This window comes from Flavobacterium sp. FG19, assembly GCF_057809475.1.
The window spans coordinates 48,496-73,095 of record NZ_JBMDKA010000002.1 but is presented as its reverse complement, the minus strand read 5'-3'; the positions used below and the strand labels follow the sequence as shown (position 1 = coordinate 73,095).

20 protein-coding genes are annotated in these 24,600 nt (G+C 34.6%); 15 read left to right on the top strand and 5 right to left on the bottom strand.

The window, feature by feature from the left end; translation table 11 throughout:
* Positions 1–36: 36 nt before the first annotated feature.
* The 7 genes from hisC (at position 37) to ACODST_RS02260 (ending at position 6,054) form a co-directional block, all read left to right on the top strand.
* Positions 37–1,086: a histidinol-phosphate transaminase gene (hisC, locus tag ACODST_RS02290; protein WP_488930501.1), complete on the top strand. Its 1,050-nt coding sequence runs from the start codon at positions 37–39 to the stop codon at positions 1,084–1,086.
* A 132-nt stretch (positions 1,087–1,218) separates the two neighbouring features.
* Positions 1,219–2,355 (top strand): bifunctional histidinol-phosphatase/imidazoleglycerol-phosphate dehydratase HisB, encoded by a 1,137-nt coding sequence (gene hisB, locus ACODST_RS02285; protein ID WP_488930500.1) that lies wholly within the window; start codon positions 1,219–1,221, stop codon positions 2,353–2,355.
* A gap of 88 nt (positions 2,356–2,443) precedes the next feature.
* Entirely contained in the window at positions 2,444–3,031 is a 588-nt protein-coding gene (gene hisH / locus ACODST_RS02280) for an imidazole glycerol phosphate synthase subunit HisH (protein ID WP_488930499.1), read from the top strand.
* Between the two features lie 75 nt (positions 3,032–3,106).
* Entirely contained in the window at positions 3,107–3,832 is a 726-nt protein-coding gene (gene hisA, locus ACODST_RS02275) for a 1-(5-phosphoribosyl)-5-[(5-phosphoribosylamino)methylideneamino]imidazole-4-carboxamide isomerase (protein ID WP_488930498.1), read from the top strand.
* Between the two features lie 84 nt (positions 3,833–3,916).
* Positions 3,917–4,672 carry an imidazole glycerol phosphate synthase subunit HisF gene (hisF, locus tag ACODST_RS02270; protein ID WP_488930497.1) on the top strand — a complete coding sequence of 252 codons (756 nt, stop codon included), beginning with the start codon at positions 3,917–3,919 and terminating at the stop codon, positions 4,670–4,672.
* 44 nt (positions 4,673–4,716) lie between these two features.
* Positions 4,717–5,313, top strand: a complete 597-nt coding sequence (gene hisIE, locus ACODST_RS02265) for a bifunctional phosphoribosyl-AMP cyclohydrolase/phosphoribosyl-ATP diphosphatase HisIE (protein ID WP_488930496.1) — start codon at positions 4,717–4,719, stop codon at positions 5,311–5,313.
* A 132-nt stretch (positions 5,314–5,445) separates the two neighbouring features.
* Positions 5,446–6,054, top strand: coding sequence for a hypothetical protein (locus ACODST_RS02260; protein ID WP_488930495.1), 609 nt, complete (start codon positions 5,446–5,448; stop codon positions 6,052–6,054).
* A gap of 21 nt (positions 6,055–6,075) precedes the next feature.
* On the opposite strand, the gene ACODST_RS02255 is transcribed toward ACODST_RS02260, so the two are convergent.
* A complete protein-coding gene (locus ACODST_RS02255; protein ID WP_488930494.1) occupies positions 6,076–6,774 on the bottom strand; it encodes a carbohydrate-binding family 9-like protein in 699 nt (232 codons plus the stop codon).
* A 162-nt stretch (positions 6,775–6,936) separates the two neighbouring features.
* On the opposite strand from ACODST_RS02255, the gene ACODST_RS02250 reads away from it, so the two are divergent.
* Positions 6,937–8,592 (top strand): M1 family metallopeptidase, encoded by a 1,656-nt coding sequence (locus ACODST_RS02250; RefSeq protein WP_488930493.1) that lies wholly within the window; start codon positions 6,937–6,939, stop codon positions 8,590–8,592.
* A gap of 225 nt (positions 8,593–8,817) precedes the next feature.
* Here ACODST_RS02250 and ACODST_RS02245 read toward each other — a convergent pair whose 3' ends face one another.
* Positions 8,818–10,362 (bottom strand): hypothetical protein, encoded by a 1,545-nt coding sequence (locus tag ACODST_RS02245; protein WP_488930492.1) that lies wholly within the window; start codon positions 10,360–10,362, stop codon positions 8,818–8,820.
* Positions 10,363–10,517: 155 nt separating this feature from the next.
* Between ACODST_RS02245 and ACODST_RS02240 the strand changes: the two genes are divergently transcribed.
* The 7 genes from ACODST_RS02240 to acs all read left to right on the top strand — a co-directional run bounded on the left by ACODST_RS02240 (position 10,518) and on the right by acs (position 21,202).
* The gene (locus ACODST_RS02240; protein ID WP_488930491.1) at positions 10,518–11,693 is read left to right on the top strand and encodes a 2-isopropylmalate synthase; all 1,176 of its coding nucleotides are present in this window, start codon (positions 10,518–10,520) and stop codon (positions 11,691–11,693) included.
* Between the two features lie 47 nt (positions 11,694–11,740).
* Positions 11,741–12,859 carry a 3-isopropylmalate dehydrogenase gene (leuB, locus tag ACODST_RS02235; RefSeq protein ID WP_488930490.1) on the top strand — a complete coding sequence of 373 codons (1,119 nt, stop codon included), beginning with the start codon at positions 11,741–11,743 and terminating at the stop codon, positions 12,857–12,859.
* A 271-nt stretch (positions 12,860–13,130) separates the two neighbouring features.
* The gene (gene ilvD / locus ACODST_RS02230) at positions 13,131–14,804 is read left to right on the top strand and encodes a dihydroxy-acid dehydratase (protein WP_488930489.1); all 1,674 of its coding nucleotides are present in this window, start codon (positions 13,131–13,133) and stop codon (positions 14,802–14,804) included.
* A 127-nt stretch (positions 14,805–14,931) separates the two neighbouring features.
* Positions 14,932–16,620 carry a biosynthetic-type acetolactate synthase large subunit gene (ilvB, locus tag ACODST_RS02225; protein WP_488930488.1) on the top strand — a complete coding sequence of 563 codons (1,689 nt, stop codon included), beginning with the start codon at positions 14,932–14,934 and terminating at the stop codon, positions 16,618–16,620.
* 90 nt (positions 16,621–16,710) lie between these two features.
* On the top strand, positions 16,711–17,232 hold the full coding sequence (gene ilvN / locus ACODST_RS02220; protein WP_488930487.1) for an acetolactate synthase small subunit: 522 nt from the start codon (positions 16,711–16,713) through the stop codon (positions 17,230–17,232).
* Positions 17,233–17,318: 86 nt separating this feature from the next.
* Positions 17,319–18,788, top strand: coding sequence for a ketol-acid reductoisomerase (gene ilvC / locus ACODST_RS02215; RefSeq protein ID WP_488930486.1), 1,470 nt, complete (start codon positions 17,319–17,321; stop codon positions 18,786–18,788).
* Positions 18,789–19,291: 503 nt separating this feature from the next.
* Positions 19,292–21,202, top strand: a complete 1,911-nt coding sequence (gene acs, locus ACODST_RS02210; RefSeq protein WP_488930485.1) for an acetate--CoA ligase — start codon at positions 19,292–19,294, stop codon at positions 21,200–21,202.
* An 83-nt stretch (positions 21,203–21,285) separates the two neighbouring features.
* Here acs and ACODST_RS02205 read toward each other — a convergent pair whose 3' ends face one another.
* From ACODST_RS02205 to ACODST_RS02195, 3 genes are read right to left on the bottom strand one after another with little or no spacing between them, the layout of a single operon-like run.
* Positions 21,286–21,675, bottom strand: coding sequence for a hypothetical protein (locus ACODST_RS02205; protein ID WP_488930484.1), 390 nt, complete (start codon positions 21,673–21,675; stop codon positions 21,286–21,288).
* A gap of 28 nt (positions 21,676–21,703) precedes the next feature.
* The gene (locus ACODST_RS02200; protein ID WP_488930483.1) at positions 21,704–22,300 is read right to left on the bottom strand and encodes a 3'-5' exonuclease; all 597 of its coding nucleotides are present in this window, start codon (positions 22,298–22,300) and stop codon (positions 21,704–21,706) included.
* A gap of 3 nt (positions 22,301–22,303) precedes the next feature.
* Positions 22,304–24,217 carry a DUF294 nucleotidyltransferase-like domain-containing protein gene (locus tag ACODST_RS02195; protein ID WP_488930482.1) on the bottom strand — a complete coding sequence of 638 codons (1,914 nt, stop codon included), beginning with the start codon at positions 24,215–24,217 and terminating at the stop codon, positions 22,304–22,306.
* Positions 24,218–24,600 lie beyond the last annotated feature (383 nt).

Genomic DNA, 24,600 nt, shown 5'->3' with positions numbered 1-24,600 from the left:
AGGTTTTGAAAACCTTGCAGGAATAAAGAAAATAAAATGAGTACGTTCGATATAAATACAATTACACGTGAAAACGTAAAATCGTTAAAACCATATTCTTCTGCGAGAGATGAGTTTGAGGATTTTGATACAGCCGATATGATTTTTCTGGATGCCAATGAAAATCCGTATCAAAATGGGGTAAACCGCTATCCGGATCCACAGCAGAATTCGGTTAAAGCGATTTTAGCTAAAAATAATAACACCAAACAAAGTCAGATTTTGTTAGGAAACGGAAGCGATGAAGTTCTGGATTTACTTTTCAGAGCGTTCTGTGAACCTAAAAAAGATAATATTATTTCTTTACCGCCTACATATGGAATGTATGGAGTATTGGCGAATATTAACGCAGTAGAAAACAGAGAAATTTTATTGACAACAGATTTTCAGCCGCAGGTTGAAAAGATTCTGGAAGCGGTAGATGAAAATACAAAAATTATCTTTTTGTGTTCTCCAAACAACCCAACCGGGAATTCATTTTCAGACGAAAGTGTAGTGAAACTGCTTCAAAACTTTAAAGGTTTAGTGGTTATCGATGAAGCTTATATTGATTTTTCTGAAAAAGAAAGCTGGCTGACAGAAATTGATGAATATCCGAATCTGGTCATTACCCAGACACTTTCAAAAGCGTATGGTCTGGCTGGAATTCGTTTAGGAATTTGTTATGCTTCTGAAGCTGTAATTTCAGTTTTAAATAAAATCAAACCGCCGTATAATGTAAACGAATTAACGCAACAAAGAGCTAAAGAACGTTTAAAAGATTCGGATAAAATAAGACAGGAAATAGCTTCTATAATAAAACAAAGAGAAGATCTAATTAAAGTTTTACTTGAAGTTGGTTTTGTTGAAAATATCTACCCAACAGAAGCCAATTTTGTTTTGGTAAAAGTGGATGATGCGAACAAAAGATACGATCAGTTAATCGAAAAAGGAATTGTAATTCGTAACAGAACCACACAGCCTTTATGCGAAAATTGTCTTCGTTTCACAATTGGAACAGAAGAAGAAAATGCTGTTTTAATTAAAGAATTGAAGTTGTTAAACTAAAAAGCTCTCGAAAAAACGTTTTGCGTGAGGGATAGAGGCGGTATCCTTTTGTGAAGAGAAACGGAACAAAAGATATAGCCGAAAGCCCGACCCGCCTTTTTCGGCGGGACACGCCCAAAATATTATTAAACTATGAAAAAAGTACTTTTTATCGATCGTGACGGAACGATTGTTTTAGAACCTGAAAATTATCAGTTAGACAGTTTAGATAAGCTGGAGTTTTATCCAAAAGCTTTTCAATATCTGGCTAAAATTGCTAATGAATTAGATTACGAATTAGCAATGGTAACCAATCAGGACGGATTAGGAACAGACAGTTTCCCGGAAGATACCTTTTGGCCAACACAGAATTTTATTCTAAGAGCTTTTGAAAATGAAGGTGTTTTGTTTGATGAAATTTTTGTGGACCGAACTTTCCCGGAAGAAAATGCGCCAACACGCAAGCCAAGAACCGGAATGCTGACAAAATATCTGAATAATCCGGACTATGATTTACAAAATTCTTTTGTTTTAGGAGATCGTTTAACAGATGTTGAATTAGCTAAAAACCTTGGTGCTAAAGCTATTTTCATGAACGATACAGATGGAGCAGGAAGCAATGAAATTTCAGCAAAGCGTGAAGAACTGAACGAAACAATCGTTTTGCAGACAATGGATTGGAAGAAAATCTATGAGTTTTTAAAATTAGAAGCACGTTCAGCTTCCATTACACGTAAAACTAATGAAACAGATATTTACATCAATCTAAACCTTGACGGAACAGGAAAAAGCAAAATCGATACCGGAATTGCCTTTTTCGACCATATGTTGGATCAAATCTCACGTCACGGACAAATGGACCTAGAAATCCTTGTAAAAGGCGATTTAGAAGTCGATGAACACCACACCATCGAAGATACAGCAATTGCATTAGGAGAAGTTTTTGCGAAGGCGTTAGGAAACAAATTAGGAATCGAGCGCTACGGATTCTGTCTTCCAATGGACGATTGTTTGGCGCAGGCAGCGATTGACTTCGGAGGAAGAAACTGGCTGATCTGGGAAACAGAATTCAAACGTGAAATGGTAGGTAAAATGCCAACAGAAATGTTCTATCATTTCTTTAAATCATTTACAGACGGCGCAAAAGCGAATTTAAATATCAAAGCAGAAGGAATAAACGAACATCATAAAATCGAAGCCATTTTTAAAGCTTTCGCGAAAGCCATAAAAGTAGCCGTAAAAAGAGATACTGAAAAAATGATTCTTCCTTCAACGAAGGGAATGCTTTAAAAAAGGTTAAAAAATGTTTCAAGTTTCAAGTTTCAGGTTCCGTAGAGTAACTTGAAACTTGGGACTTGAAACCTGAAACAAAAAACTAATGAAAATAGTAATTATAAATTACGGGGCGGGAAATATTCAAAGCATTATGTTTGCTATTGAAAGATTAGGTTTTAAAGCCGTTTTGAGTAATGACCGTGAAGAAATAAAATCAGCTGATAAAGTTATTTTTCCGGGAGTAGGCGAAGCAAGTTCGGCTATGGGTAAACTTCGCGAAAGCGGTTTAGATAGTTTGATTCCGGAATTGAAACAACCCGTTTTAGGAATCTGTCTGGGCATGCAGTTGATGTGCAACAGGACAGAAGAAGGAAATACAGAAGGTTTAGGAATCTTTGATGTTGATGTTTTGAAATTCTCAAACAACGTAAAAGTGCCGCAAATGGGCTGGAATCAGATTTATGATTTGAAATCGGATTTGTTTAAAGGAGTTTCAGAAAATGAATTCATGTATCTGGTTCATAGTTTTTACGCTCCAAATTGTAAAGAAGCTGCTGCCACAACCAATTATGATGTGGAATACGCATCGGCTCTGCAAAAAGATAATTTTTACGGAACGCAATTTCACCCGGAAAAAAGTGGTGATGTTGGAGAGAAAATACTTGGAAACTTTTTAAAATTAAATGATTAAAAAATTTAAAGATTGAATATTCAGTCCAATAAATTTTTAAATTATTTAATTTTTAAATCTTTAAATAAAAAATAAATGAGAATAATACCAGCCATAGATATCATTGAAGGAAAATGTGTTCGTTTGTCCAAAGGTGATTATGATACCAAAATAATTTACAATGAAAACCCGCTTGAAGTGGCGAAATCATTTGAAGCGCATGGAATTGAGTGTCTGCATTTAGTAGATCTGGACGGTGCAAAATCAAGCAGAATTGTCAATTACAAGATCTTAGAACAAATTGCAGCGCAAACCAGTTTGAAAATTGATTTTGGCGGCGGATTAAAATCAGATGATGATTTGAGAATTGCTTTTGAAAGCGGGGCAAATCAAATTACCGGCGGAAGTATTGCCGTAAAAAACAGAGCAATTTTCGAAAAATGGATTTCGGAATACGGTTCTGATAAAATTATTTTAGGAGCTGATGCAAAAGACGAAAAAATTGCGGTTTCAGGCTGGCTGGAAGAGTCAAATGAAGATTTGATTCCGTTTATTCAGGACTATCAGTCAAAAGGAATTGATTATGTTATTTGTACGGATATCGCCAAAGACGGAATGCTTCAGGGTCCTAGTTTTGATTTATACAGTAAAATTTTGGCTGAAGCTAAAGGCGTAAAATTAATCGCTTCAGGGGGAATCTCAACTTTTGACGAATTACCAAAACTGGCTGAATTAGGCTGTGAAGGAACAATCATAGGAAAAGCAATTTACGAAGGGCGAATTACATTAAAACAACTAGAGGATTTTATAATTAGAAAATGAGAAAATTTGATAATTAGATAATTATTCTGCGGAATGTAAATTAATTATCTAATTGACTAATTTTCTAATTAACACATTAGATAAATGTTAGCAAAAAGAATCATACCCTGTTTAGATATAAAAAATGGAAGAACAGTAAAAGGAGTTAATTTCGTTGACCTGCGTGATGCCGGAGATCCGGTAGAACTGGCAGCAATTTACTCAGCTGAAGGTGCTGATGAGCTGGTTTTTCTGGACATTTCGGCTACAGAAGAACGTCGTAAAACATTGGTGAATATGGTGCGCAGTGTGGCGGAAAAAATTAATATTCCGTTTACAGTTGGCGGTGGAATTTCATCTGTAGAAGATGTTGAAATTCTGTTGAATAATGGAGCTGATAAAGTTTCTGTTAATTCATCAGCAGTGAAAAATCCACAATTGATTAACGATTTGGCGCAGAAATTTGGAAGTCAGTGTGTTGTTGTGGCTATAGATGCCAAACAAATTGACGGACAATGGATTGTCCATTTAGTGGGTGGAAAAGTACCAACGGAACTAAGTTTATTCGATTGGGCAGTTGAAGTTGCTGAACGTGGCGCCGGTGAAATTTTATTCACTTCAATGGATAATGACGGAACAAAAAATGGATTTGCTAACGAAGCTCTGGCAAAACTTTCCCAATTAATAAATATTCCAATTATTGCTTCAGGTGGTGCCGGAAATATTCAACATTTTGTAGATTCGTTTCAGGAAGGAAAAGCAGATGCGGCATTAGCGGCAAGTGTTTTTCACTTTAAAGAAATTGAGATTAAAGCACTAAAACAAGAATTAAGAAATAATAATATAGAAGTTCGATTATAGTTTTGACTTTAAGACTTTGGACTTTACAACTTTAGACTAAAATTATGGAAATCGACATCAAAAGTGCACACGGATTAATTCCGGCCATAATCCAGGATTCAGAAACAAAAAATGTACTGATGCTGGGATATATGAACGAAGAATCACTTCAAAAAACAATAGAAACACAAAAAGTAACTTTTTTCAGCCGTTCTAAACAAAGACTTTGGACAAAAGGTGAGGAGAGTGGTAATTTTTTGAATTTAGTAAGCATCAAAAATGACTGCGATGGTGATACTCTTTTGATTCAGGCAAAACCTGTAGGCCCAACTTGTCATACTGGTGCCTATACTTGCTGGCAGGAACCAAATGAAGCAAACTACGGTTTTATTTCTCAATTAGAAAATACCATCAGAACCCGCAGAGAAAATGCTGATTCAGAGAAAAGTTATGTGGCTTCTTTATTCGAAAAAGGAATCAATAAAATTGCACAGAAAGTAGGTGAAGAAGCGGTTGAAGTAGTAATTGAAGCAAAAGACGATAATGATGATCTGTTCCTTAGCGAAAGCGCAGACTTACTTTTTCATTATTTAATTTTATTACAGGCAAAAGGATATCAGTTAAATGATGTTGTTGAAGTTTTGAAGAAGCGTCAGAAATAATGGTAAGGATTATTTTTATGTAATCTTTTAAGAATGAGTGAAGTTGAAGTCTGCTTTGTAAAAAAAAATAAGAACTTTAACTTCGCTCAGTCTAACCGAAAAATCTTATTTTAGTGATAAAATAATGATATTATGAAATTTGTCACTTGTCTGTTTTTATTTTTAATCCCAATTTTAAACTACGGATTCAAGAAACGTGAATTACCCTATTCAATAGTTATTGCAAAAGCAGATTTAATTGTTGACGGAACTGTTTCAAAAGTTTCTAAAAATGAATATGAATTTACAATAAGCCAGTTTGTAAAAGGTAAAACAGGTTTAAAAATTAAAGTTGAGATCTGGAAAGAGTGGCTGTGTGATCCAAGAATTAAAGAATTAAAAGCAGGTCAGAGACTAATTTTGTTCCTGGAAAAACTGCCAAATGGTAATTTTTATCCAATTAATGAAAGTACAGGAGAAATTTACATCGATAATGATTCATTTATAAATATATTTCTTCCCAAACAATTTTCTAATCCTGCAATTCTTAAGAAAGGAATAACAATGTTTATTGAAACTTTTAATGTTTATGGTGATTTAAATGACAGGTTTTTACAAAATATTTATTTTGTTTCTAATAAATCTATTTTTGAGGTATACAGAATGACAGAAAATAATCCGTTTTTTAGGTTTTTAATTGATCATGAAGTCGGAGCGTACGCAACAAATGAAGTATCAGTAAATTTTCGATTAAACTATTAAACACATAAATGGTTAAATAATTTACTCTGCAAACTCAAATACGGCAAACTCCTCCGGCTGATGAAATCCGTATTGTTGAGTTTTATAAGGCTGTAAAGCAAGATATTCAGTGGTATCACCATAATCAATTCTAAAAGCATTGGCTTTCCATTTTGTACCGGCTTTGGGCTTCAGAAAATGAGCATTTTGTATCTTCTCTAAACTAATAAACGGTATTTTTATTTCGGTACAATAGCCTTTAGCAGTTATCTTACTTACAGCTTCTAATCCTGTGATATTAAAATCCATATCCGTTTTCCAGCCGCCGCAGTCAGCTGAAATACATTTTACAAGGATGTCATAATTTGCTGAAAAAGCATTTACGCCAATTTCCAGATAATTTTTTCCATCCCCGTCAGGATCAATAAAAAATTCAACCAGATCATCCGTTTCGTAAATTTTAGCATCTTTTTTCCGCGGTTTTCCAATTATTTGAGAATCTGCCGAGCGATAGGCGATATACAGATTATCATCATCCCACGAAAATGAAACCATGGTATTTTGTGCCGCTTTTTCACCGGAATCATGAATAACAAACGGACCTGAAAAAGGTACGTGCCATTCTGTTAAATCACCGTCAATCTTTATTTTGTCTTTTGTTTTATATACAGGAAATGTTTGTGAATGAATTGATAACTGGTACATTAAAAAAGAAAAGATAAATAAAGAAAGCTGTTTCATAAATAAGGGAGTATAATTAAAAAGCTAAAATAGAGAAGAATATTGAATATTGATTGTGTTTCTTTTGTATAGAAATCATAAAATTTTAAAAAGTTTAATCCGAATGTTTACATTTGTTACAGATTTAGTTCAAATACTTTATTTATTTTATAATTCTAACCAATGAAAAATTATTTTGGAAGCATTTTAACTGCTTTTTTAATTGGTTTTACTGCCAATGCCCAGGGACTTTTGAATAAGTCAGAAACCGTTTTTACACATCAGGATACTTTACGCGGAAGTATTACCAAGGAAAGAGCCTGGTGGGATTTAAAATATTATCATCTTGATGTAAAAGTGAATCCAAAAGAAAAAGCGATTTCCGGATCAAATACGGTGCGTTATACTGTTTTAACAGAAAACAACAAAATGCAGATTGATCTTCAGGAACCTATGAAAATTACTAAGGTGACACAGAATGGGAAAGAGTTAAAATTTGAAAGAGACGGAAATGCTTTTTTCATTACTTTAAATGAAAAACAGAAAATTGGTGATACAAAAGAAATCATTGTATATTTTGAAGGAAACCCGAAAGAAGCAGTAAGAGCTCCGTGGGATGGAGGTTTTTCATGGAAAAAAGACAAAAACGGCAAAGATTTTATTGCTACCTCCTGTCAGGGTTTAGGCGCGAGTGTATGGTGGCCGTGCAAAGATCATATGTACGATGAAGTTGAAAACATGCTGATCAGTGTAAACGTTCCGGGAGATTTAACTGAAGTTTCAAATGGGAGATTAAAAAGCGTTAAAAAAGAAAAAGACGGAACCAAAACTTTTAACTGGTACGTTGCAAATCCAATTAACAATTATGGCGTAAACATCAATATTGGGGATTATGTTAATTTCTCGGAAGTATTTAAAGGTGAAAAAGGCAATTTAGATTGTAATTACTATGTGTTAAGAGATAATCTGGCAGTAGCAAAAGAACAGTTTAAAGATGCGCCAAAAATGCTGAAAGCTTTTGAAAACTGGTTTGGACCATATCCATTTTATGAAGACAGCTACAAGCTGGTTGAAGTTCCGTATTTGGGAATGGAGCACCAAAGTTCTGTAACTTACGGTAATCAGTATAAAAATGGTTATTTAGGACGTGATTTAAGCGGTACCGGCTGGGGATTAAAGTTTGATTTTATCATTATCCACGAATCAGGCCACGAATGGTATGCAAACAATATTACCTATAAGGATATAGCGGATATGTGGGTTCACGAAAGTTTTACCAATTATTCTGAAAGTTTATTTTTAGAGTATTACTATGGAAAAGATGCTGCTGCCGAATATATTATCGGCTGTAGAAAAAACATTCAGAATGACACTCCCATTATCGGACATTATGATGTGAATAATGAAGGTTCAGGAGATATGTATCCAAAAGGTGCTTCAATGCTTCATATGATTCGTCAGGTTATCAATGATGACGCTAAATGGAAATCGATTTTAAGAGGGATGAACAAAACGTTTTATCACCAAACAGTTACCGGAAAACAAATTCAGGATTATATTAATGAACAATCGGGAATTAATTTCAACAGAGTATATACGCAATATCTGACCACAACTCAGATTCCGGTTTTTGAATACATGTTTAAAAACGGAACTTTCGGATACCACTGGACAAACTGTGTGGCCAAATTTGACATGCCGGTAAGAGTGAAACTTAATGGTGTTGAAATGTGGCTGAAACCAACAACGGAATGGCAGTCAGAAAAAACAACTAACGAAAACAGAACAATAGAAGTAGATAAGGACTTTTATGTAACGACTTCTAATATTGTAGAGTAAAAGTTATAAATTCCAAATATTTGAAATCCCAAACTCCAACACGATACACATCGTGAGGAGTTTGGGATTTTTTATGTTTACAGCGAACCTGTCAGGTTTGTTGCATTAGAGATAAAGCATATTATTTCATCCGTAAGAATAAATACAATGGCCGGAAAAATAAAATTTTTCCGGCCATTGTATTGGAATTTGGAATTTGGAATTTCACATATTTGGAATTTAAAACTACCTGTTACTAAGCTTCGCTTTTTCCTTAATGATATCCGCAATTTTTCGGTTTTCAATTTTACTTTCCAGCCACGAAATAATATCCAGATACAGAAAAGCCCTTTTCTCATACGTACTCTTTTCTAGTTCAACAAAACGGGCATGCATTTTTTTGAATTCCTTTTTGATATCGGCAGGATAAAAATTGTTTAAGTTTCTTAAGAATTTGATAATTTCTTTTTGAACTTCATGTAAATCATTCATTTTCAATAAGAACTTATAGGTGTTTTTAAGGTGGTTTTCTAAGTAATAATCTTTTCCAAGTTCATAATGCGCAATCAAAGACAAAAGCCTTGCAAAACACATTAAATCCTCACGCATAGACAAGTTTTTATTATTGATGATTTTGTCGAGATAATTGATACATTCATTGTACTTTTCGTTTCCAAAATAGATAGAAGCGATTTTATAGAAAAAGACCATCTCGTGATGCTCATCAAGGTGTTCGTTGTGTAATTTCAGTTTTTCTAAGATCTCCGGAATCAGGTATTCGCTCTCGGCAAAAGTACCTTCCAGAATATGCAGATTCAGTTTGTTGTTATAAATATACAAGAAGGCCAGCGAAGCCAGATTATCATTTGCCGGAAATCTCGGATCCTGAATTGTCTCTTCTAAAAGCGAAAGGTATTTTTTAAAGTTTGATGTATATTTGAGCATATACAGTGATTCCAGAAAATAATGATTTCCTTTTAAGAAAAATACCGGATTCAGGTAAATCATATTTGGATTGTCATAAAAAAGTTTTACCCATTTGTAGGCAAATTTATAACTGGCTAAAAAGTCCTGAACCAGGAAACTTCGCCATAAATTGGCATTGTAAAACCAGTATTTTTCGCGGAAACCAAATTTGCTTTCATCCAGTTTGGCGATATGTTTATTGAAATAATCGTCGATATATTTATATTCTTCGTCACTTTTTACATAACCCGTTTTCAGCATGATTCCGTATAACTGAAGCGAAAGGTTTGATAATTTACTTGAAATCGTATTTCGGTAGTTTAATTCTTTGGCCTGAACCACCAGTTCATCAGCACGTCCCTGAATACTCCGGGTGATGTACTGTGATTCTATCAGTTTTTCAAACTCAACGATTTCATAAGCCATGTATTTTTCATCATTTTCCAAAGCCTGCTGTTTAGTCTTATCCAGAATCTTTAAACTTTGTTTGTAAAGACCTTTATTATATAAGATAACGGCAAAATCAATTTGTTCACGTAACTGATAACGAATATTCTGGCTTGGGATATTCAAGCGAATACTTACTAAAATTTGTTTGTATAAGTATGATTTTAAGTTAGATAGCTGTACTTTTTTGATGCTTCCGCTTTTTAGGATCAGCTTTTCATCGTAAGTTTCAGATTTATCTAAAATATTAAATAACTCAATGAATTTAGTGTTCGAACTTGTCTCTAATCGGCTTGCAAAAATTTTAAACTGTCTTTTTTCAGATTTGGAAAGTGATTTTATTAAAACAAATAAGAAATCTTTTTGATGGTTAGCCATTGTAAAAAATAATAATATAACTTATTGGTTGTTAGGTCTTTAACTCGTTATAAATTGTGTTATGAACAGTATAATTTCATTAAAATGAATTTCGTACTGAAGAAGTACAACATATATTTGTTATCAAGATGTGAAATTACATTAAATAAATGAATATGAATAGAGAGAAAGTTCAAATTTTTGACACCACTTTACGCGACGGTGAACAAGTTCCAGGTTGTAAGTTAGATACTAAACAGAAATTAGTTATCGCAGAACGACTTGACAAAATGGGAGTTGATATTATCGAAGCTGGTTTTCCTGTGTCAAGTCCGGGCGATTTTTTATCGGTCTCTGAGATTTGTAAAATTGTAGAAAATGCAACTGTCTGCGGACTAACGAGAGCCGTAAAAAATGACATTGATGTTGCTGCAGCTGCTTTAAAGCATGCGAAGAAACCTAGAATCCATACCGGAATCGGAACTTCAGAATCTCACATACTCCACAAATTACAAACTACGCCTGAAGACATTATTGCAAGAGCAAAATATGCAGTAGCTCATGCAAAAACGTATGTAGAAGATGTTGAATTCTATGCAGAAGATGCTGGTAGAACTGATAATGCTTTCCTTGCAAAAGTTTGCGAAGAAGTGATTAAATCCGGGGCTACCGTATTAAATATTCCTGACACAACAGGATATTGTCTTCCGGAAGAATATGGCGCAAAAATTAAATATTTAAAAGAAAACGTAAAAGGAATCGAAAACGTAATTCTTTCCTGCCACTGTCATAACGATTTAGGAATGGCAACTGCAAACTCAATCGCAGGTGCAATTAATGGAGCAAGACAAATTGAGTGTACTATTAATGGTATTGGTGAAAGAGCCGGAAATACAGCACTTGAAGAAGTGGTTATGATTTTCAAACAACATCCTTATTTAAATTTAGATACCAATATCAATACCAGAGAATTAAACGAAATGAGCCGTTTAGTTTCTGAAAGTATGGGAATGATCGTACAGCCAAATAAAGCGATTGTAGGAGCTAATGCTTTTGCACACAGTTCCGGAATTCATCAGGATGGTGTGATTAAAAACAGAGCGACTTACGAAATTATGGATCCGCTTGATGTAGGTGTAAACGAATCGTCTATCATTTTGACTGCCAGAAGCGGAAGAGCTGCATTGGCTTACCGTGCTAAAAAAGTGGGTTACGAGTTAACTAAAACGCAATTAGACATCGTATATATTGAATTTTTAAAGTTTGCTGATATTAAAAAAGAAGTAGTAGACGCAGATATTCATCAAATTATCGAAGCCTCTAAAATTGAAGGCGAATTAATAAGAAGTTAATAATCAGAGAAAAAACAAGGATTTAAATACATAAAGAACGAGGCATTATGAATTTGAAAATAGCAGTTTTACCAGGAGACGGAATTGGACCAGAAGTTATTGCACAAGCTAAAAAAGCATTATATGCGATTGGCGAAGTGTACAATCACGAATTTGTTTTTGAAGAAGCACTCATGGGTGCCGTTGCCATAGACAAAACCGGAAACCCGCTCCCGGAGCAGACTTTAAATCTTTGTTTGAATACTGATGCTGTTTTGCTTGGTGCTATTGGAGATCCAAAATATGATAACAATCCAAATGCAAAAGTTCGTCCGGAGCAGGGATTGTTAAAACTTCGAAAAGAATTGGGATTGTTTGCCAATATTCGTCCTATTAAACCATTTAAGGCCTTAATTGATGCTTCTCCTTTAAAAAGAGAAATTATAGAAGGAGCAGATTTTACGATTTTCAGAGAGTTAACAGGCGGTGCATATTTTGGAACTAAAACCTTAAATGAAGAAGGTACACACGCTTCTGATTTATGTGAGTATTCAGAAGAAGAAATTACCAGAATCGCGCATTTAGCTTTTAAATCGGCACAAAACCGACGCAAAAAGCTTACTATGGTAGATAAAGCAAATGTTTTGGAAACTTCAAGATTGTGGAGAAAAGTAGTTCAGAAAGTGGGTGAAAGCTATCCGGATGTAATTTTAGACTTTCTGTTTGTAGATAATGCGGCAATGCAGCTGATTTTGAATCCGAAACAATTTGATGTGATTTTAACAGAGAATTTATTTGGAGATATTTTGTCTGATGAAGCCAGCGTAATTACAGGATCGATTGGTTTACTTCCATCCATATCTTTAGGAGAAAAAAATGCTTTGTTTGAGCCAATTCATGGATCCTATCCACAGGCAAAAGGAAAAAATATTGCCAATCCAATTGCGTCGATTTTAGCAGCAGGACTTTTGTTAGAACATTTTGGATTAACTAAAGAGGCGAATATGGTATTTCAGGCAGTTAAAAAAGCAATTGAATACCAAGTGGTTACTGTTGATTTAAAACCGGATTCAAAATTTGGTACAAATGAAGTAGGGGAGTTTGTTTCCAATTTCATTTTCAGCAAAGATGACCTGCTTTATTTTAATAATGACAATGTTCATATTGGACAATCGACAATTGTTTAAAATTTTTATTAAAATAATGAATTAAATAACAAGAAGTATTGAAAATGTTGAGATTTTATTTTTTTAGTTCTTAAGTTTTTTATACTTTTGTAACACTAAAAAATAAATGATGCGAATCTCAATTATTATTACTTCTGTCGTTGTTGTCAATGTGTTTAGCACATCTGCATCGGGAATGGTATAAATATAATTGAAAAACTATATTTGAAACCTTCCAAATACTGGAAGGTTTTTTTTTGAATAAAATTAAAACGAAAAAATAATACAAATAATGGAATTAAATAAGTACAGCAAAACCATCACGCAAGATCAAACACAGCCAGCGGCTCAAGCGATGTTGTACGGAATTGGTTTAACTGAAGAAGATTTGAAAAAAGCACAAGTGGGTATTGTGAGTATGGGTTACGATGGTAACACCTGCAATATGCATTTAAATGATTTAGCAAAAGATGTTAAAAAAGGTGTGTGGGACGCAGATCTGGTCGGACTTATTTTTAATACCATTGGAGTAAGTGACGGTATTTCAAACGGTACCGAAGGAATGCGTTATTCTTTAGTATCCCGTGATGTAATTGCAGATTCTATAGAAACAGTTGCGGGAGCACAGTGGTACGACAGTATTATTGCCATTCCTGGCTGCGATAAAAATATGCCCGGAGCATTAATCGCTATGGGAAGATTAAACCGTCCGTCGATGATGGTTTACGGGGGGTCTATTCACTCAGGAAAATGGAAAGGTGAATCTCTAAATATTGTTTCTGCTTTTGAGGCATTAGGTAAAAAAGTAAAAGGCGAAATTACCCCGGAAGATTTTAAAGGTGTTATTCAAAATGCCTGTCCCGGAGCTGGTGCCTGCGGCGGTATGTATACTGCAAACACTATGTCTTCTGCTATCGAAGCATTAGGTATGAGTATGCCTTACAGTTCTTCAAATCCTGCTTTAAGTCAGGAAAAAAGAGACGAATGTCTTGCTGCCGGAGCTGCCATCAAAGTTTTATTAGAAAAAGATATTAAACCAAGAGATATCATGACTCGCAAAGCTTTCGAAAATGCTATTACAATTGTAGCAGTTTTAGGAGGTTCTACAAATGCGGTTATGCACTTAATAGCAATGGCACATTCTGTTGGTATAACTATTACTCTTGATGATTTTCAGGCTATTAACGACAGAACACCTGTACTGGCAGACATGAAGCCAAGTGGTAAATACATGATGGAAGATATTCATGAAGTGGGAGGTATTCCGGGAGTAATGAAGTATTTATTAAAAGTTGGACTTATTCATGGAGATTGTTTAACTGTAACAGGAAAAACAGTAGCCGAAAATTTAGCTTCAACTCCGGATTTACAAGACGGACAAGAAGTAATTCATGAAATTCAAAAAGCATTAAAACCAACAGGAAATATTCAGGTTTTATACGGAAATCTTGCTTCTGAAGGTGCTGTAGCAAAAATCAGCGGAAAAGAAGGTGAGTATTTCGAAGGACCGGCTGTAGTATTTGAAGGTGAATTCGAGGTAATTCCAGGTCTTCAGGCCGGAAAAATTAAACCAGGTAATGTAGTCGTCATTAGAGGTTGCGGGCCAAAAGGTGGTCCGGGAATGCCTGAAATGCTGAAGCCTACATCTGCCATTATTGGTGCAGGACTGGGAAGCAGCTGTGCACTAATTACAGACGGCAGATTCTCGGGCGGTTCGCACGGTTTCGTGGTAGGTCACGTTACACCAGAAGCATATGACGGTGGTGGTATTGCACTGGTAAAAGATGGAGATTTAATCGCTATCGATGCTGTGAAAAATACAATCGACCTGAAGATATCCGACGAAGAATTTGCAGCCAGAAAAGCAGCTTGGGTTAAGCCGCCATTAAAAGTTGACAGAGGTGTTTTGCTTAAATACGCTAGATCGGTTTCAAGTGCATCAACAGGATGTGTTACCGATAATTAATTATAAAAATAAAAATATCAATTGCAATATCAATAACAATATCAGGATTGAGTAAGATTAGAAGTAAAGATTACCAATAAATTTTGAAATTGAACTTTGATATTGATTTTTGAAAAAAAGATATACTATGAAAATATCAGGGGCAGAAGCCGTTATAAGATGTTTATTAGCAGAAGGAGTAGATTTAATTTATGGTTACCCGGGTGGAGCTATAATGCCGGTTTACGACGAATTATATAAATTTCAGGATCAATTACACCACGTTTTGGTACGCCACGAACAAGGTGCAACGCATGCAGCTCAGGGTTATGCCAGAGCTACAGGAAAAGTAGGGGTGGCTATTGCTACTTCCGGACCGGGAGCTACTAATTTAGTTACCGGAATAGCGGATGCTCAAATCGATTCAACTCCATTAGTATGCATTACCGGGCAGGTTGGAAGACATTTACTGGGATCTGATGCCTTTCAGGAAACAGATATTATCGGAATATCAACTCCAGTAACCAAATGGAATTTTCAGGTTACTGAAGCTTCCCAAATTCCTGAAATCATGGCAAAAGCATTTTATATTGCCCGTTCAGGCCGTCCTGGGCCAGTATTAGTAGATATTACTAAAAATGCTCAGTTTGATGAGTTTGATTTTAATTATGAAAAATGTACAGGAATCAGAAGTTATGTTCCGGTACCTAAATTAAATTTAGATAAAGTGGCCGAAGCGGCTGCTTTAATTAATAGTGCCAAAAAACCATTGATCGTTTTTGGCCAGGGAATTATCTTAGGTCAGGCAGAAGAAGAGTTTAAGGCGGTACTTGAAAAATCAGGAATTCCGGCTGCCTGGACAATCTTAGGATTATCAGCATTACCAACAGATCATCCTTTGAATGTGGGGATGCTTGGGATGCACGGAAATTATGCTCCTAATTTACTAACTAACGAATGTGATGTTTTAATTGCCTTCGGAATGCGTTTTGACGACCGTGTGACCGGTAATCTGAATACTTATGCCAAACAGGCAAAAGTAGTTCACTTCGAAATTGATCCGGCAGAAATTGATAAAAACGTGAAAACAGAAATAGCTGTTTTAGGTGATGTAAAAGAATCGTTAACAGCTTTATTACCACTGCTTGATGCAAAATCACATGATTTATGGCTTAATGAATTTAAAGAATTAAGTAAAATTGAGTATGATTCAGTAATAAAAGAAGAATTGAATCCAACAAATGGTAAGGGTATTTCAATGGGAGAAACTATTGAAATGATCAATAAACATTCAAATGGAGATGCTATTATTGTTTCAGATGTGGGACAGCACCAGATGTTTGCCTGCCGTTATGCTAAATTCAATTCTACCAAAAGTAATATTACTTCCGGAGGTTTAGGTACTATGGGGTTTGCTCTGCCTGCCGCTATTGGTGCTAAAATGGGAAAACCGGAGCGTGAAGTAGTTGCGATTATTGGTGATGGAGGTTTCCAGATGACAATTCAGGAGCTTGGAACTATTTTTCAGACAGAAGTTCCGGTAAAAATTGTGGTTTTAAACAATGAATTCTTAGGAATGGTTCGTCAGTGGCAGGAATTATTCTTTGATAACCGATATGCTTCAACCAAAATGATTAATCCAAATTTCATTGCAATTGCTGAAGGGTATCATATCAAATCTAAAAAAGTAACACAGCGTGAAGATTTAGATGCAGCTGTAGCAGAAATGCTGGCTTCAAAAGATTCTTACTTTTTGGAAGTTGTTGTTGAAAAAGAAAACAATGTTTTCCCAATGATTCCAACAGGAGCCTGTGTTTCAGAAATTAGATTAAGCTAAAGAAAAAAGTTTCATGTTTCAGGTTAAAAGTTTCAAGTTAAAGCTGGAACGTGAAACCTGAAACAAAAAAAAACTTTAAACAAAAATTACATGGAAGATAAAACATTCACCATATCGGTATACTCAGAAAATAACGTGGGTTTATTAAACAGGATATCAGGAATATTCTTAAAGCGTCACATTAATATATTAAGTCTAAATGTTTCTGAATCAGAAATAGAAAATGTTTCCAGATTTATCATTGTAGTAAATACTACAGAAAAATGGGTTCAGAATATTGTAGGCCAGATTGAAAAACAAATTGAAGTTATAAAAGCCTTTTATCATACAGATGAAGAAACGATTTTTCTGGAAAATGCTTTGTTTAAAATTGCTTCAAGTCTATTGTTTGATGAAAAACAGATTCAGAATATCATCAAAGAAAGCCAGTCTACCATCGTGACCGTTTCGAGAGATTTCTTTGTGATTTCAAAATCAGGACGACGTTCAGAGATCGAAGAATTATACGCAAAGTTCAAGCCATACGGAATAATGCAGTTTGTTCGTTCCGGAAGAATTTCGGTGTCTAAACAAAAAATGGAGATTTCATCATTGTTAGAAACCTTCAAATAATAAAATAAAATGTGATATAACGTGATCACAACCAATTATAAATAAATTAATTATTAAATTTCATTTCATTAATATTTTAAAACAAAATGGCAAATTATTTCAACACATTACCACTTAGATTACAATTAGAGCAACTTGGAGTTTGCGAGTTTATGGAGCAGTCAGAGTTTGCAGACGGAATTTCGGCTTTAGCAGGAAAAAAAGTTGTTATTGTAGGCTGTGGTGCACAAGGTTTGAATCAAGGTTTAAACATGAGAGATTCTGGTTTAGACATTTCTTATGCATTGCGTGCAGATGCAATTGCTGAAAAAAGAGCTTCCTATAAAAATGCAACTGAAAATGGATTTAAAGTAGGTACTTATGAAGAGTTGATTCCAACTGCTGATTTAGTTTGTAACCTTACTCCGGATAAACAGCATACTTCTGTGGTTAACGCTATTATGCCATTAATGAAAGAAGGATCTACTTTGTCTTATTCTCACGGATTTAATATTGTAGAAGAAGGAATGCAGATCCGTAAAGATATCACGGTAATTATGTGTGCTCCTAAATGTCCTGGTTCTGAGGTGCGTGAAGAGTATAAAAGAGGTTTTGGTGTACCGACTCTTATTGCAGTACACCCTGAAAACGATCCAAACGGATTTGGTTTAGATCAGGCAAAAGCTTACGCTGTAGCAACGGGAGGTCATAAAGCAGGTGTTTTAAGATCTTCTTTCGTAGCCGAAGTAAAATCAGATTTAATGGGAGAGCAGACTATTCTTTGTGGTTTACTTCAAACAGGATCTATTTTATGTTTTGATAAAATGGTTGAAAAAGGAATTGATGCAGCTTATGCTTCAAAATTAATTCAATACGGATGGGAAACGATCACTGAGGCTTTAAAACACGGTGGTATTACCAATATGATGGATCGTTTGAATAATCCTTCAAAAATTGAAGCTTACGAATTAGCTGAAGAATTAAAAGACATCATGCGTCCGTTATTCCAAAAACACCAGGATGATATTATCTCAGGAGAATTCTCAAGAACTATGATGATTGACTGGGCTAATGATGATGTTAACTTATTGAAATGGAGAGCAGCAACCGGAGAAACTAATTTCGAAAAAACAGCTCCACAGGAAGCACCAATCGCTGAGCAGGAATATTTTGATAATGGAGTTTTAATGATTGCTATGGTAAAAGCAGGTGTTGAGCTGGCTTTCGAAACTATGACAGAAGCAGGAATCATCGAAGAATCTGCTTACTACGAGTCATTACATGAATTACCATTAATTGCTAACACAATTGCAAGAAAGAAATTATTTGAAATGAACCGAGTAATTTCAGATACAGCGGAATACGGGTGTTATTTATTCGACCACGCCTGCAAACCGTTATTAACTGAATTCATGAAAAAAGTAGAAACTAATATTATTGGAAAACCGTTTTCAACAGCAAACGGAGTTGATAATACCGTTTTAATTGCAGTTAACAAAGAAATTCGTCAGCACCCTATTGAAGAAGTAGGAGCGTGGTTACGTGAGTCTATGACGGCAATGAAAAAAATTGGATAATAAAATTGGGAATTTCCACATCTAAAAGGTGGTGGAATTTGGCTCTGTATCAATGTTTTGAATTAATATTTTGAATTAGTAAGCACTTATTAAGAAAATGGATATAGATGCATATTTGCATTCACTTAACTTCTGTGATACAAGCAAGTTAAGTGAAGCTGATCCCTAAAATGGGGTATATTTTTCAGATCAAAAAATATACTTGTTGAAATTTCTGTATAAATTAATAAAGCTGCTGCTATTTTCAAAATAGACAGAAGATTGTAATGCAGAATTACAATATTAATTGTTATTGAAATTTGTTAAATAAAAAGGCGTGATAATTTGTTTGTCATGCCTTTTTTGTGATTTACATTTTGCTTTGAAATGTCTTTTTTTAGAATAACTTCAAAAAAAACGTATATTTTATTTATTATATGTTTTTATTTGACAAAATTTATGAATTAAATAATTTTAAGAATAGAAGCAGATTTAATACATTTATAAAAAAAATCAACAAAACTATGAGTTATTATAAAATTGAAAATTTAGAACAATATTTTAAACATTACAATAAGTCAATAAGAGAACCAAGGAAATTTTGGGGAAAAATAGCTGAAGAAAATTTTACATGGTACCAGCAATGGGAAAAAGTTGTTGATTTTAATATGGCTGAAGCTGAAGTAAAATGGTTTACGGATGCTAAAGTTAACATTACCAAAAACTGTATTGACAGACACTTAAGCAAAAGAGGAGATAAAACGGCTATTATTTTTGAGCCAAACGATCCTTCTGAAAGCGAATTACATATAACATACAACGAATTATACGAACGAGTTTCAAAAATGGCGAATGTACTGCGTGAGCAGGGAATTCGTAAAGGAGATCGCGTTTGTATTTATCTGCCTATGATTCCCGAACTGGCTGTCGCAGTATTGGCCTGCGCCAGAATTGGAGCTATTCACTCTGTAGTTTTTGCCGGATTTTCTGCTTCTGCTGTTTCGGCTAGAATTAATGATTGCGAATGTAAAATGGTAATTACTTCTGACGGAGGTTACAGAGGAAATAAGACAATCGACCTTAAAGGAATTGTTGATGAAGCATTAGAAACCTGTCCGTCTATTTCGAGAGTTTTGGTTGTAAAAAGAACTAAAACTGAAGTAGCAATGAAAGAAGGTCGTGATATCTGGTTACAGCCGTTATTAGATGCTGCTCTTGACAACAGTGTAGCCGAAATCATGGATGCCGAAGATCCATTGTTTATTTTATATACTTCAGGATCAACCGGAAAACCAAAAGGAATGGTACATACCACAGCCGGATATATGGTTTATACAGCTTATACATTTAAAAATGTTTTCAGTCACGAAGAAAATGATATTTTCTGGTGTACAGCTGATATTGGCTGGATTACCGGACATTCCTATATTTTATACGGACCATTATTAAATGGAGGAACAACCGTAATTTTTGAAGGAGTGCCGTCTTATCCTGATTTCAGCCGTTTTTGGGAAATTATCGAAAAACATAAAATCACACAATTCTATACAGCGCCAACAGCTATTCGTTCGTTAGCCAAAGAAAGTTTAGATTATATTCAAAAATATCCTCTTAAATCACTTAAAGTTATTGGATCTGTTGGAGAGCCAATCAACGAGGAAGCGTGGCACTGGTTTAATGACCACGTAGGAGATAAGAGATGTCCGGTGGTAGATACCTGGTGGCAGACCGAAACAGGTGGAATTATGATTTCGCCAATTGCTTTCGTAACACCAACCAAACCAACTTATGCAACTTTACCATTACCGGGAATCCAGCCGGTTTTAATGGATGAAAAACGCAATGAGATTGAAGGGAATCAGGTAGTAGGAAGTTTGTGTATTAAATTTCCATGGCCGGGTATTGCCAGAACAATCTGGGGGAACCATGACCGTTATAAAGAAACTTATTTCTCTGCTTTCCCTGGAAAATACTTTACAGGTGATGGCGCTTTAAGAGATGAAGTGGGTTATTACAGAATTACAGGTAGAGTAGATGATGTGGTTATTGTTTCAGGACATAACTTAGGAACAGCACCAATCGAAGATGCTATTAACGAACATCAGGCAGTTGCAGAATCTGCAATTGTTGGTTTCCCACATGAGATTAAAGGAAATGCTTTGTATGGTTTCGTTATTTTGAAAGAAACTGGTGAAGTTCGAAATAAAGAGAATTTGACAAAAGAGATCAATCAGTATATTGCCGATCATATTGGGCCAATTGCTAAGTTGGATAAAATCCAGTTTGTATCTGGTTTACCAAAAACCCGTTCCGGAAAAATCATGCGTAGAATTCTACGTAAGATCGCAGAAGGAGATTTCTCTAACTTTGGAGATACAACCACTTTATTAAATCCTGAAGTTGTAGAGCAGATTATGAAAGAAAGAATTGCTTAATCAGCTAATCTATAAATACAAAAACAGCCTCTTAATTTTAAGAGGCTGTTTTTGTATTCTGTATATTTGAATATATAATGTTGTTAGGGGGCTATTTTTAAATTGACATCATTAACAAAAATGAGAGTCTGCATATTGCTCAAATTAGTAAGCGACAGAATACCGTTTTTATTCTCATTGATTCCGTTTATTTTAAAACAAAATTCGTTACCATCTTTGTCTCTTAATGTTATAAATTCAGCAGTGTTGTCTGAAAAATTCTGACAACTGTGTGAAATGCTGTATTTATGCATTACTGTTGTTGTGTTTTGGTAAATATATGTTTTTCCGTCCTGTGTAAAAGACCATTTAAGGTTTCGGTTGGTATTAGAATACCAATTTCCCAAAATACGTTTTGATGAGGGTTCCTGATTTTGCGCAAAAACTGTGGATGCAAAAAACAGCAACGACAGTATAAATAAAAGCTTTTTCATAGTCTTTAATTTGAAAATTCAGGAACAATTATTTAATTCCCAGTCTTGATTTTAATTTTAAAAACAAAAGTCCAATTTTATAAGCATCTTCGGCAGAGGAGTTTCTGTCGCTTTTTGGGATCTTATAAATTTCACATAAATCGTTTAATGAAAACTGTTTATCATTAATATCCGTTAATTTTCGGTACATAACATCAATATCAAGTGCTTCGTTCTTTAAACGGCCGCAGTCTAATCTTTCGAGGGCAGCATTGAGCATTTCAATATCAAAATTAATATGATGACCTACCAAAACCGCATTTCCAATAAAATTCACAAAGGCTTCCATGGCTTCTGCTTCCGGCATTTTGTTCATTTTACTTTCAATGATAAATTCATTGGATATTCCGTTTTCTTCCAAAAATTTATACTGCAGTAAAACCGCTTCAAAGTTCTCTTTGATTACAATACCATCATCCATAACCGAAAAAGCTCCCAAAGATAAAATAACATCTTTGTTAGGATTTAAGCCTGAAGTTTCAGTAGATAAAACTACAAACTTGCTTGGTTTTGCTTCTAGTTTAGTCAGGTAGTCTTTCCAGAATTCCGGATAATCCTTGTTAATGTTTTTAAGCCAGTCTAGCATATTTTACGAGAATTGTGTAAGTTGAAATTTACTCTTTATTAGCTCCTCCAGGTCTTTCATCGGGGTTAAAGCATTTTTTAACTTTTCTCTGTCGGTTTTAGACATTTCTCTTAAATTGATGTATTGCCCTGAATCGTCATTTTTAAAACCTTCCATAGTTCTAAACTTAGAAAGTGTCAGAAATGCTTCGGCACAACTTAAATATATTTCAGCGTTTTTAGAATCTGTAATAGCTAATTGTTTGAATCTTAGATACGTATTTTTTATTCCTTTTATGTTAGCGCTCAGGATTAACAAACGAGCACTGTCTATTAAAGGCATTAAAGCACGGGTTTTAATATCAAATTTGCCTTTGTGCGGACCTTCTTCTTCAACAATAAATTTCTTGAAAAAGCTTAAAGGGGAGTTTCTCTTTAAAGCATCATTTCCTAAGAAATCAAAAAACAGTGTATTGTTTACAGCATTTTTAAAAACCACATTTTCGATTACTTCTTCAATTTTTGGTTCTCCTATAACGATCTCATAATCAAAGAAAATACTGCTTAAGTCATTGCTGTTTTCACCTGGAGTATTCATCCAGCTGTTGTATTGTTTTGTCCAGTCGCTCAATGACTTACACCATAACATGTTGCTTCCCATATGACCGTTTGGACAATATTCGTAACCTACTTTTTCAAGAATAGCAGTCGTACGTTTGGCCAGTCTTAAAAAGTAATCTTTAACCTCTCTGTATTTCTCCGGAGCGACATCTTCAAAAATCAAAATGCTGTCCTGATCCGTTAATAATAGTTGTTCCTTACGCCCCTGACTTCCAATACTCAGCCAGGCAAATCTGGCAGGAGGGGAGCCGAGATCTAAAATAGATAATTCTACAGCACGTTTAATAATAGCCAGATTAATTTCGCTGGCAATATTGCTCACGTGAGAAATAGGAATGTTTTTCTGGATCGAATTCTGGATCAAATCTGAGAGGCGGTCACGAATCTGTTTCAGGTCTTTAGGTAATTGCGAACGCTTAATTTCTTTAATTAAGACACCAGGGTTACTGGCTTGTGCTACAACAAGATCGTGTTCTGAAATAATTCCCTTTACACTAGATTTACTGGTACCGTCTTTGGTTACACAAAGATGGGAAACATTATGTTTCAGCATTAATAACTGAGCTTCGGCCAGAGAGACATTTTCGATAACGGTAACTACCGGCGAAGACATAATTTTATCAATAGTTTCAGAAATAGGATAACGTCCGGTTGCAATTTTAGAAGCCAGATCGGCATGGGTTACAATACCAATTGGGTGGTTCTTTTCGCAAACAATGATGTTATCTACCATCGATTCGGTCATTAAAATGGCAACATCTTTTACAATATGATGAGATTCAGTGGTTAATGGCGAATTATTATAGGTAAGAGACTGAATAAATTGTATTTCAGACTGCTGGTCAATAAAAACATTATCAGTATCTAATTTACCGTTAGAACGTGCATTATCCTTAGTATGTCTTGAATTTATGGCAAAACTTTCGAGTAAAAAGTTTAAAACATCCGAATTATTGGCTACAAAAGGTCTGAACACAGCGATAGGAATAGCATAAATAATACTTTCTTCACGTGCTTTTGCGGTCATCATATAGTTATTTTTGGCAAAAAACGGGCGTAAACCAAAAATATCTCCTTCATGGCATTTATTGATAATAGTTTCCTCAGCATCGGCAATTGTAGTTAGATTGATAATTCCGGAAGCTACAACATAAAAACTATCGTGCAGAGGATCATTATTTTGAAACAATACGGCATGTTTTTCTAAATTGATAACACGGATATTGGTAGCAATATCTGATAATTCCTGAAAAGTTAAATTATCAAACGGCGGGTATTCTTTTAAAAAATCTGCAATATGCTCAGCAATTGTATTCATATAAGTAATAATATTTTTTTAGAATATTCATGTAAAAATAATAAAATAAAGTCTTACAATGAAAGCATCTGGATCAGAATCTGATTATTTTAAAGAAATGTTAAGAATTACTGAATTCAGGGCTTCAAAATGCTTTTTTAGTATTTTAAATTTGAATAATCATTTGATTTTATAGTGTTTACATTTTCGTTTTTAAGATTTTATCAAACCAAATTATTCATTTTTGAATTGATTTATTTTTATTTTTCAAATACGAGAAGTATAAGGGCTTGATAAACTGCAAAAGCTGTAGCAAAGAGTACTCCAGAAGAACTATTTGTTATAATTTCTATTTTACATAATATAAATTATAGGTCAAAATAATATAACGGTGCTTGTATAGT

Excerpts from the sequence above, each read along its gene's own strand:
- ACODST_RS02200 (WP_488930483.1), bottom strand. The coding sequence starts at position 22,300 with ATGCTAGACTGGCTTAAAAACATTAACAAGGATTATCCGGAATTCTGG.
- ilvB (WP_488930488.1), top strand. The coding sequence starts at position 14,932 with ATGAAAATATCAGGGGCAGAAGCCGTTATAAGATGTTTATTAGCAGAA.
- hisB (WP_488930500.1), top strand. The coding sequence starts at position 1,219 with ATGAAAAAAGTACTTTTTATCGATCGTGACGGAACGATTGTTTTAGAA.
- hisC (WP_488930501.1), top strand. The coding sequence starts at position 37 with ATGAGTACGTTCGATATAAATACAATTACACGTGAAAACGTAAAATCG.
- ACODST_RS02240 (WP_488930491.1), top strand. The coding sequence starts at position 10,518 with ATGAATAGAGAGAAAGTTCAAATTTTTGACACCACTTTACGCGACGGT.
- hisA (WP_488930498.1), top strand. The coding sequence starts at position 3,107 with ATGAGAATAATACCAGCCATAGATATCATTGAAGGAAAATGTGTTCGT.
- acs (WP_488930485.1), top strand. The coding sequence starts at position 19,292 with ATGAGTTATTATAAAATTGAAAATTTAGAACAATATTTTAAACATTAC.
- ilvN (WP_488930487.1), top strand. The coding sequence starts at position 16,711 with ATGGAAGATAAAACATTCACCATATCGGTATACTCAGAAAATAACGTG.
- ACODST_RS02205 (WP_488930484.1), bottom strand. The coding sequence starts at position 21,675 with ATGAAAAAGCTTTTATTTATACTGTCGTTGCTGTTTTTTGCATCCACA.
- ACODST_RS02260 (WP_488930495.1), top strand. The coding sequence starts at position 5,446 with ATGAAATTTGTCACTTGTCTGTTTTTATTTTTAATCCCAATTTTAAAC.
- ilvD (WP_488930489.1), top strand. The coding sequence starts at position 13,131 with ATGGAATTAAATAAGTACAGCAAAACCATCACGCAAGATCAAACACAG.
- hisIE (WP_488930496.1), top strand. The coding sequence starts at position 4,717 with ATGGAAATCGACATCAAAAGTGCACACGGATTAATTCCGGCCATAATC.
- leuB (WP_488930490.1), top strand. The coding sequence starts at position 11,741 with ATGAATTTGAAAATAGCAGTTTTACCAGGAGACGGAATTGGACCAGAA.
- ACODST_RS02245 (WP_488930492.1), bottom strand. The coding sequence starts at position 10,362 with ATGGCTAACCATCAAAAAGATTTCTTATTTGTTTTAATAAAATCACTT.
- ACODST_RS02195 (WP_488930482.1), bottom strand. The coding sequence starts at position 24,217 with ATGAATACAATTGCTGAGCATATTGCAGATTTTTTAAAAGAATACCCG.
- ACODST_RS02250 (WP_488930493.1), top strand. The coding sequence starts at position 6,937 with ATGAAAAATTATTTTGGAAGCATTTTAACTGCTTTTTTAATTGGTTTT.
- hisH (WP_488930499.1), top strand. The coding sequence starts at position 2,444 with ATGAAAATAGTAATTATAAATTACGGGGCGGGAAATATTCAAAGCATT.
- ACODST_RS02255 (WP_488930494.1), bottom strand. The coding sequence starts at position 6,774 with ATGAAACAGCTTTCTTTATTTATCTTTTCTTTTTTAATGTACCAGTTA.
- ilvC (WP_488930486.1), top strand. The coding sequence starts at position 17,319 with ATGGCAAATTATTTCAACACATTACCACTTAGATTACAATTAGAGCAA.
- hisF (WP_488930497.1), top strand. The coding sequence starts at position 3,917 with ATGTTAGCAAAAAGAATCATACCCTGTTTAGATATAAAAAATGGAAGA.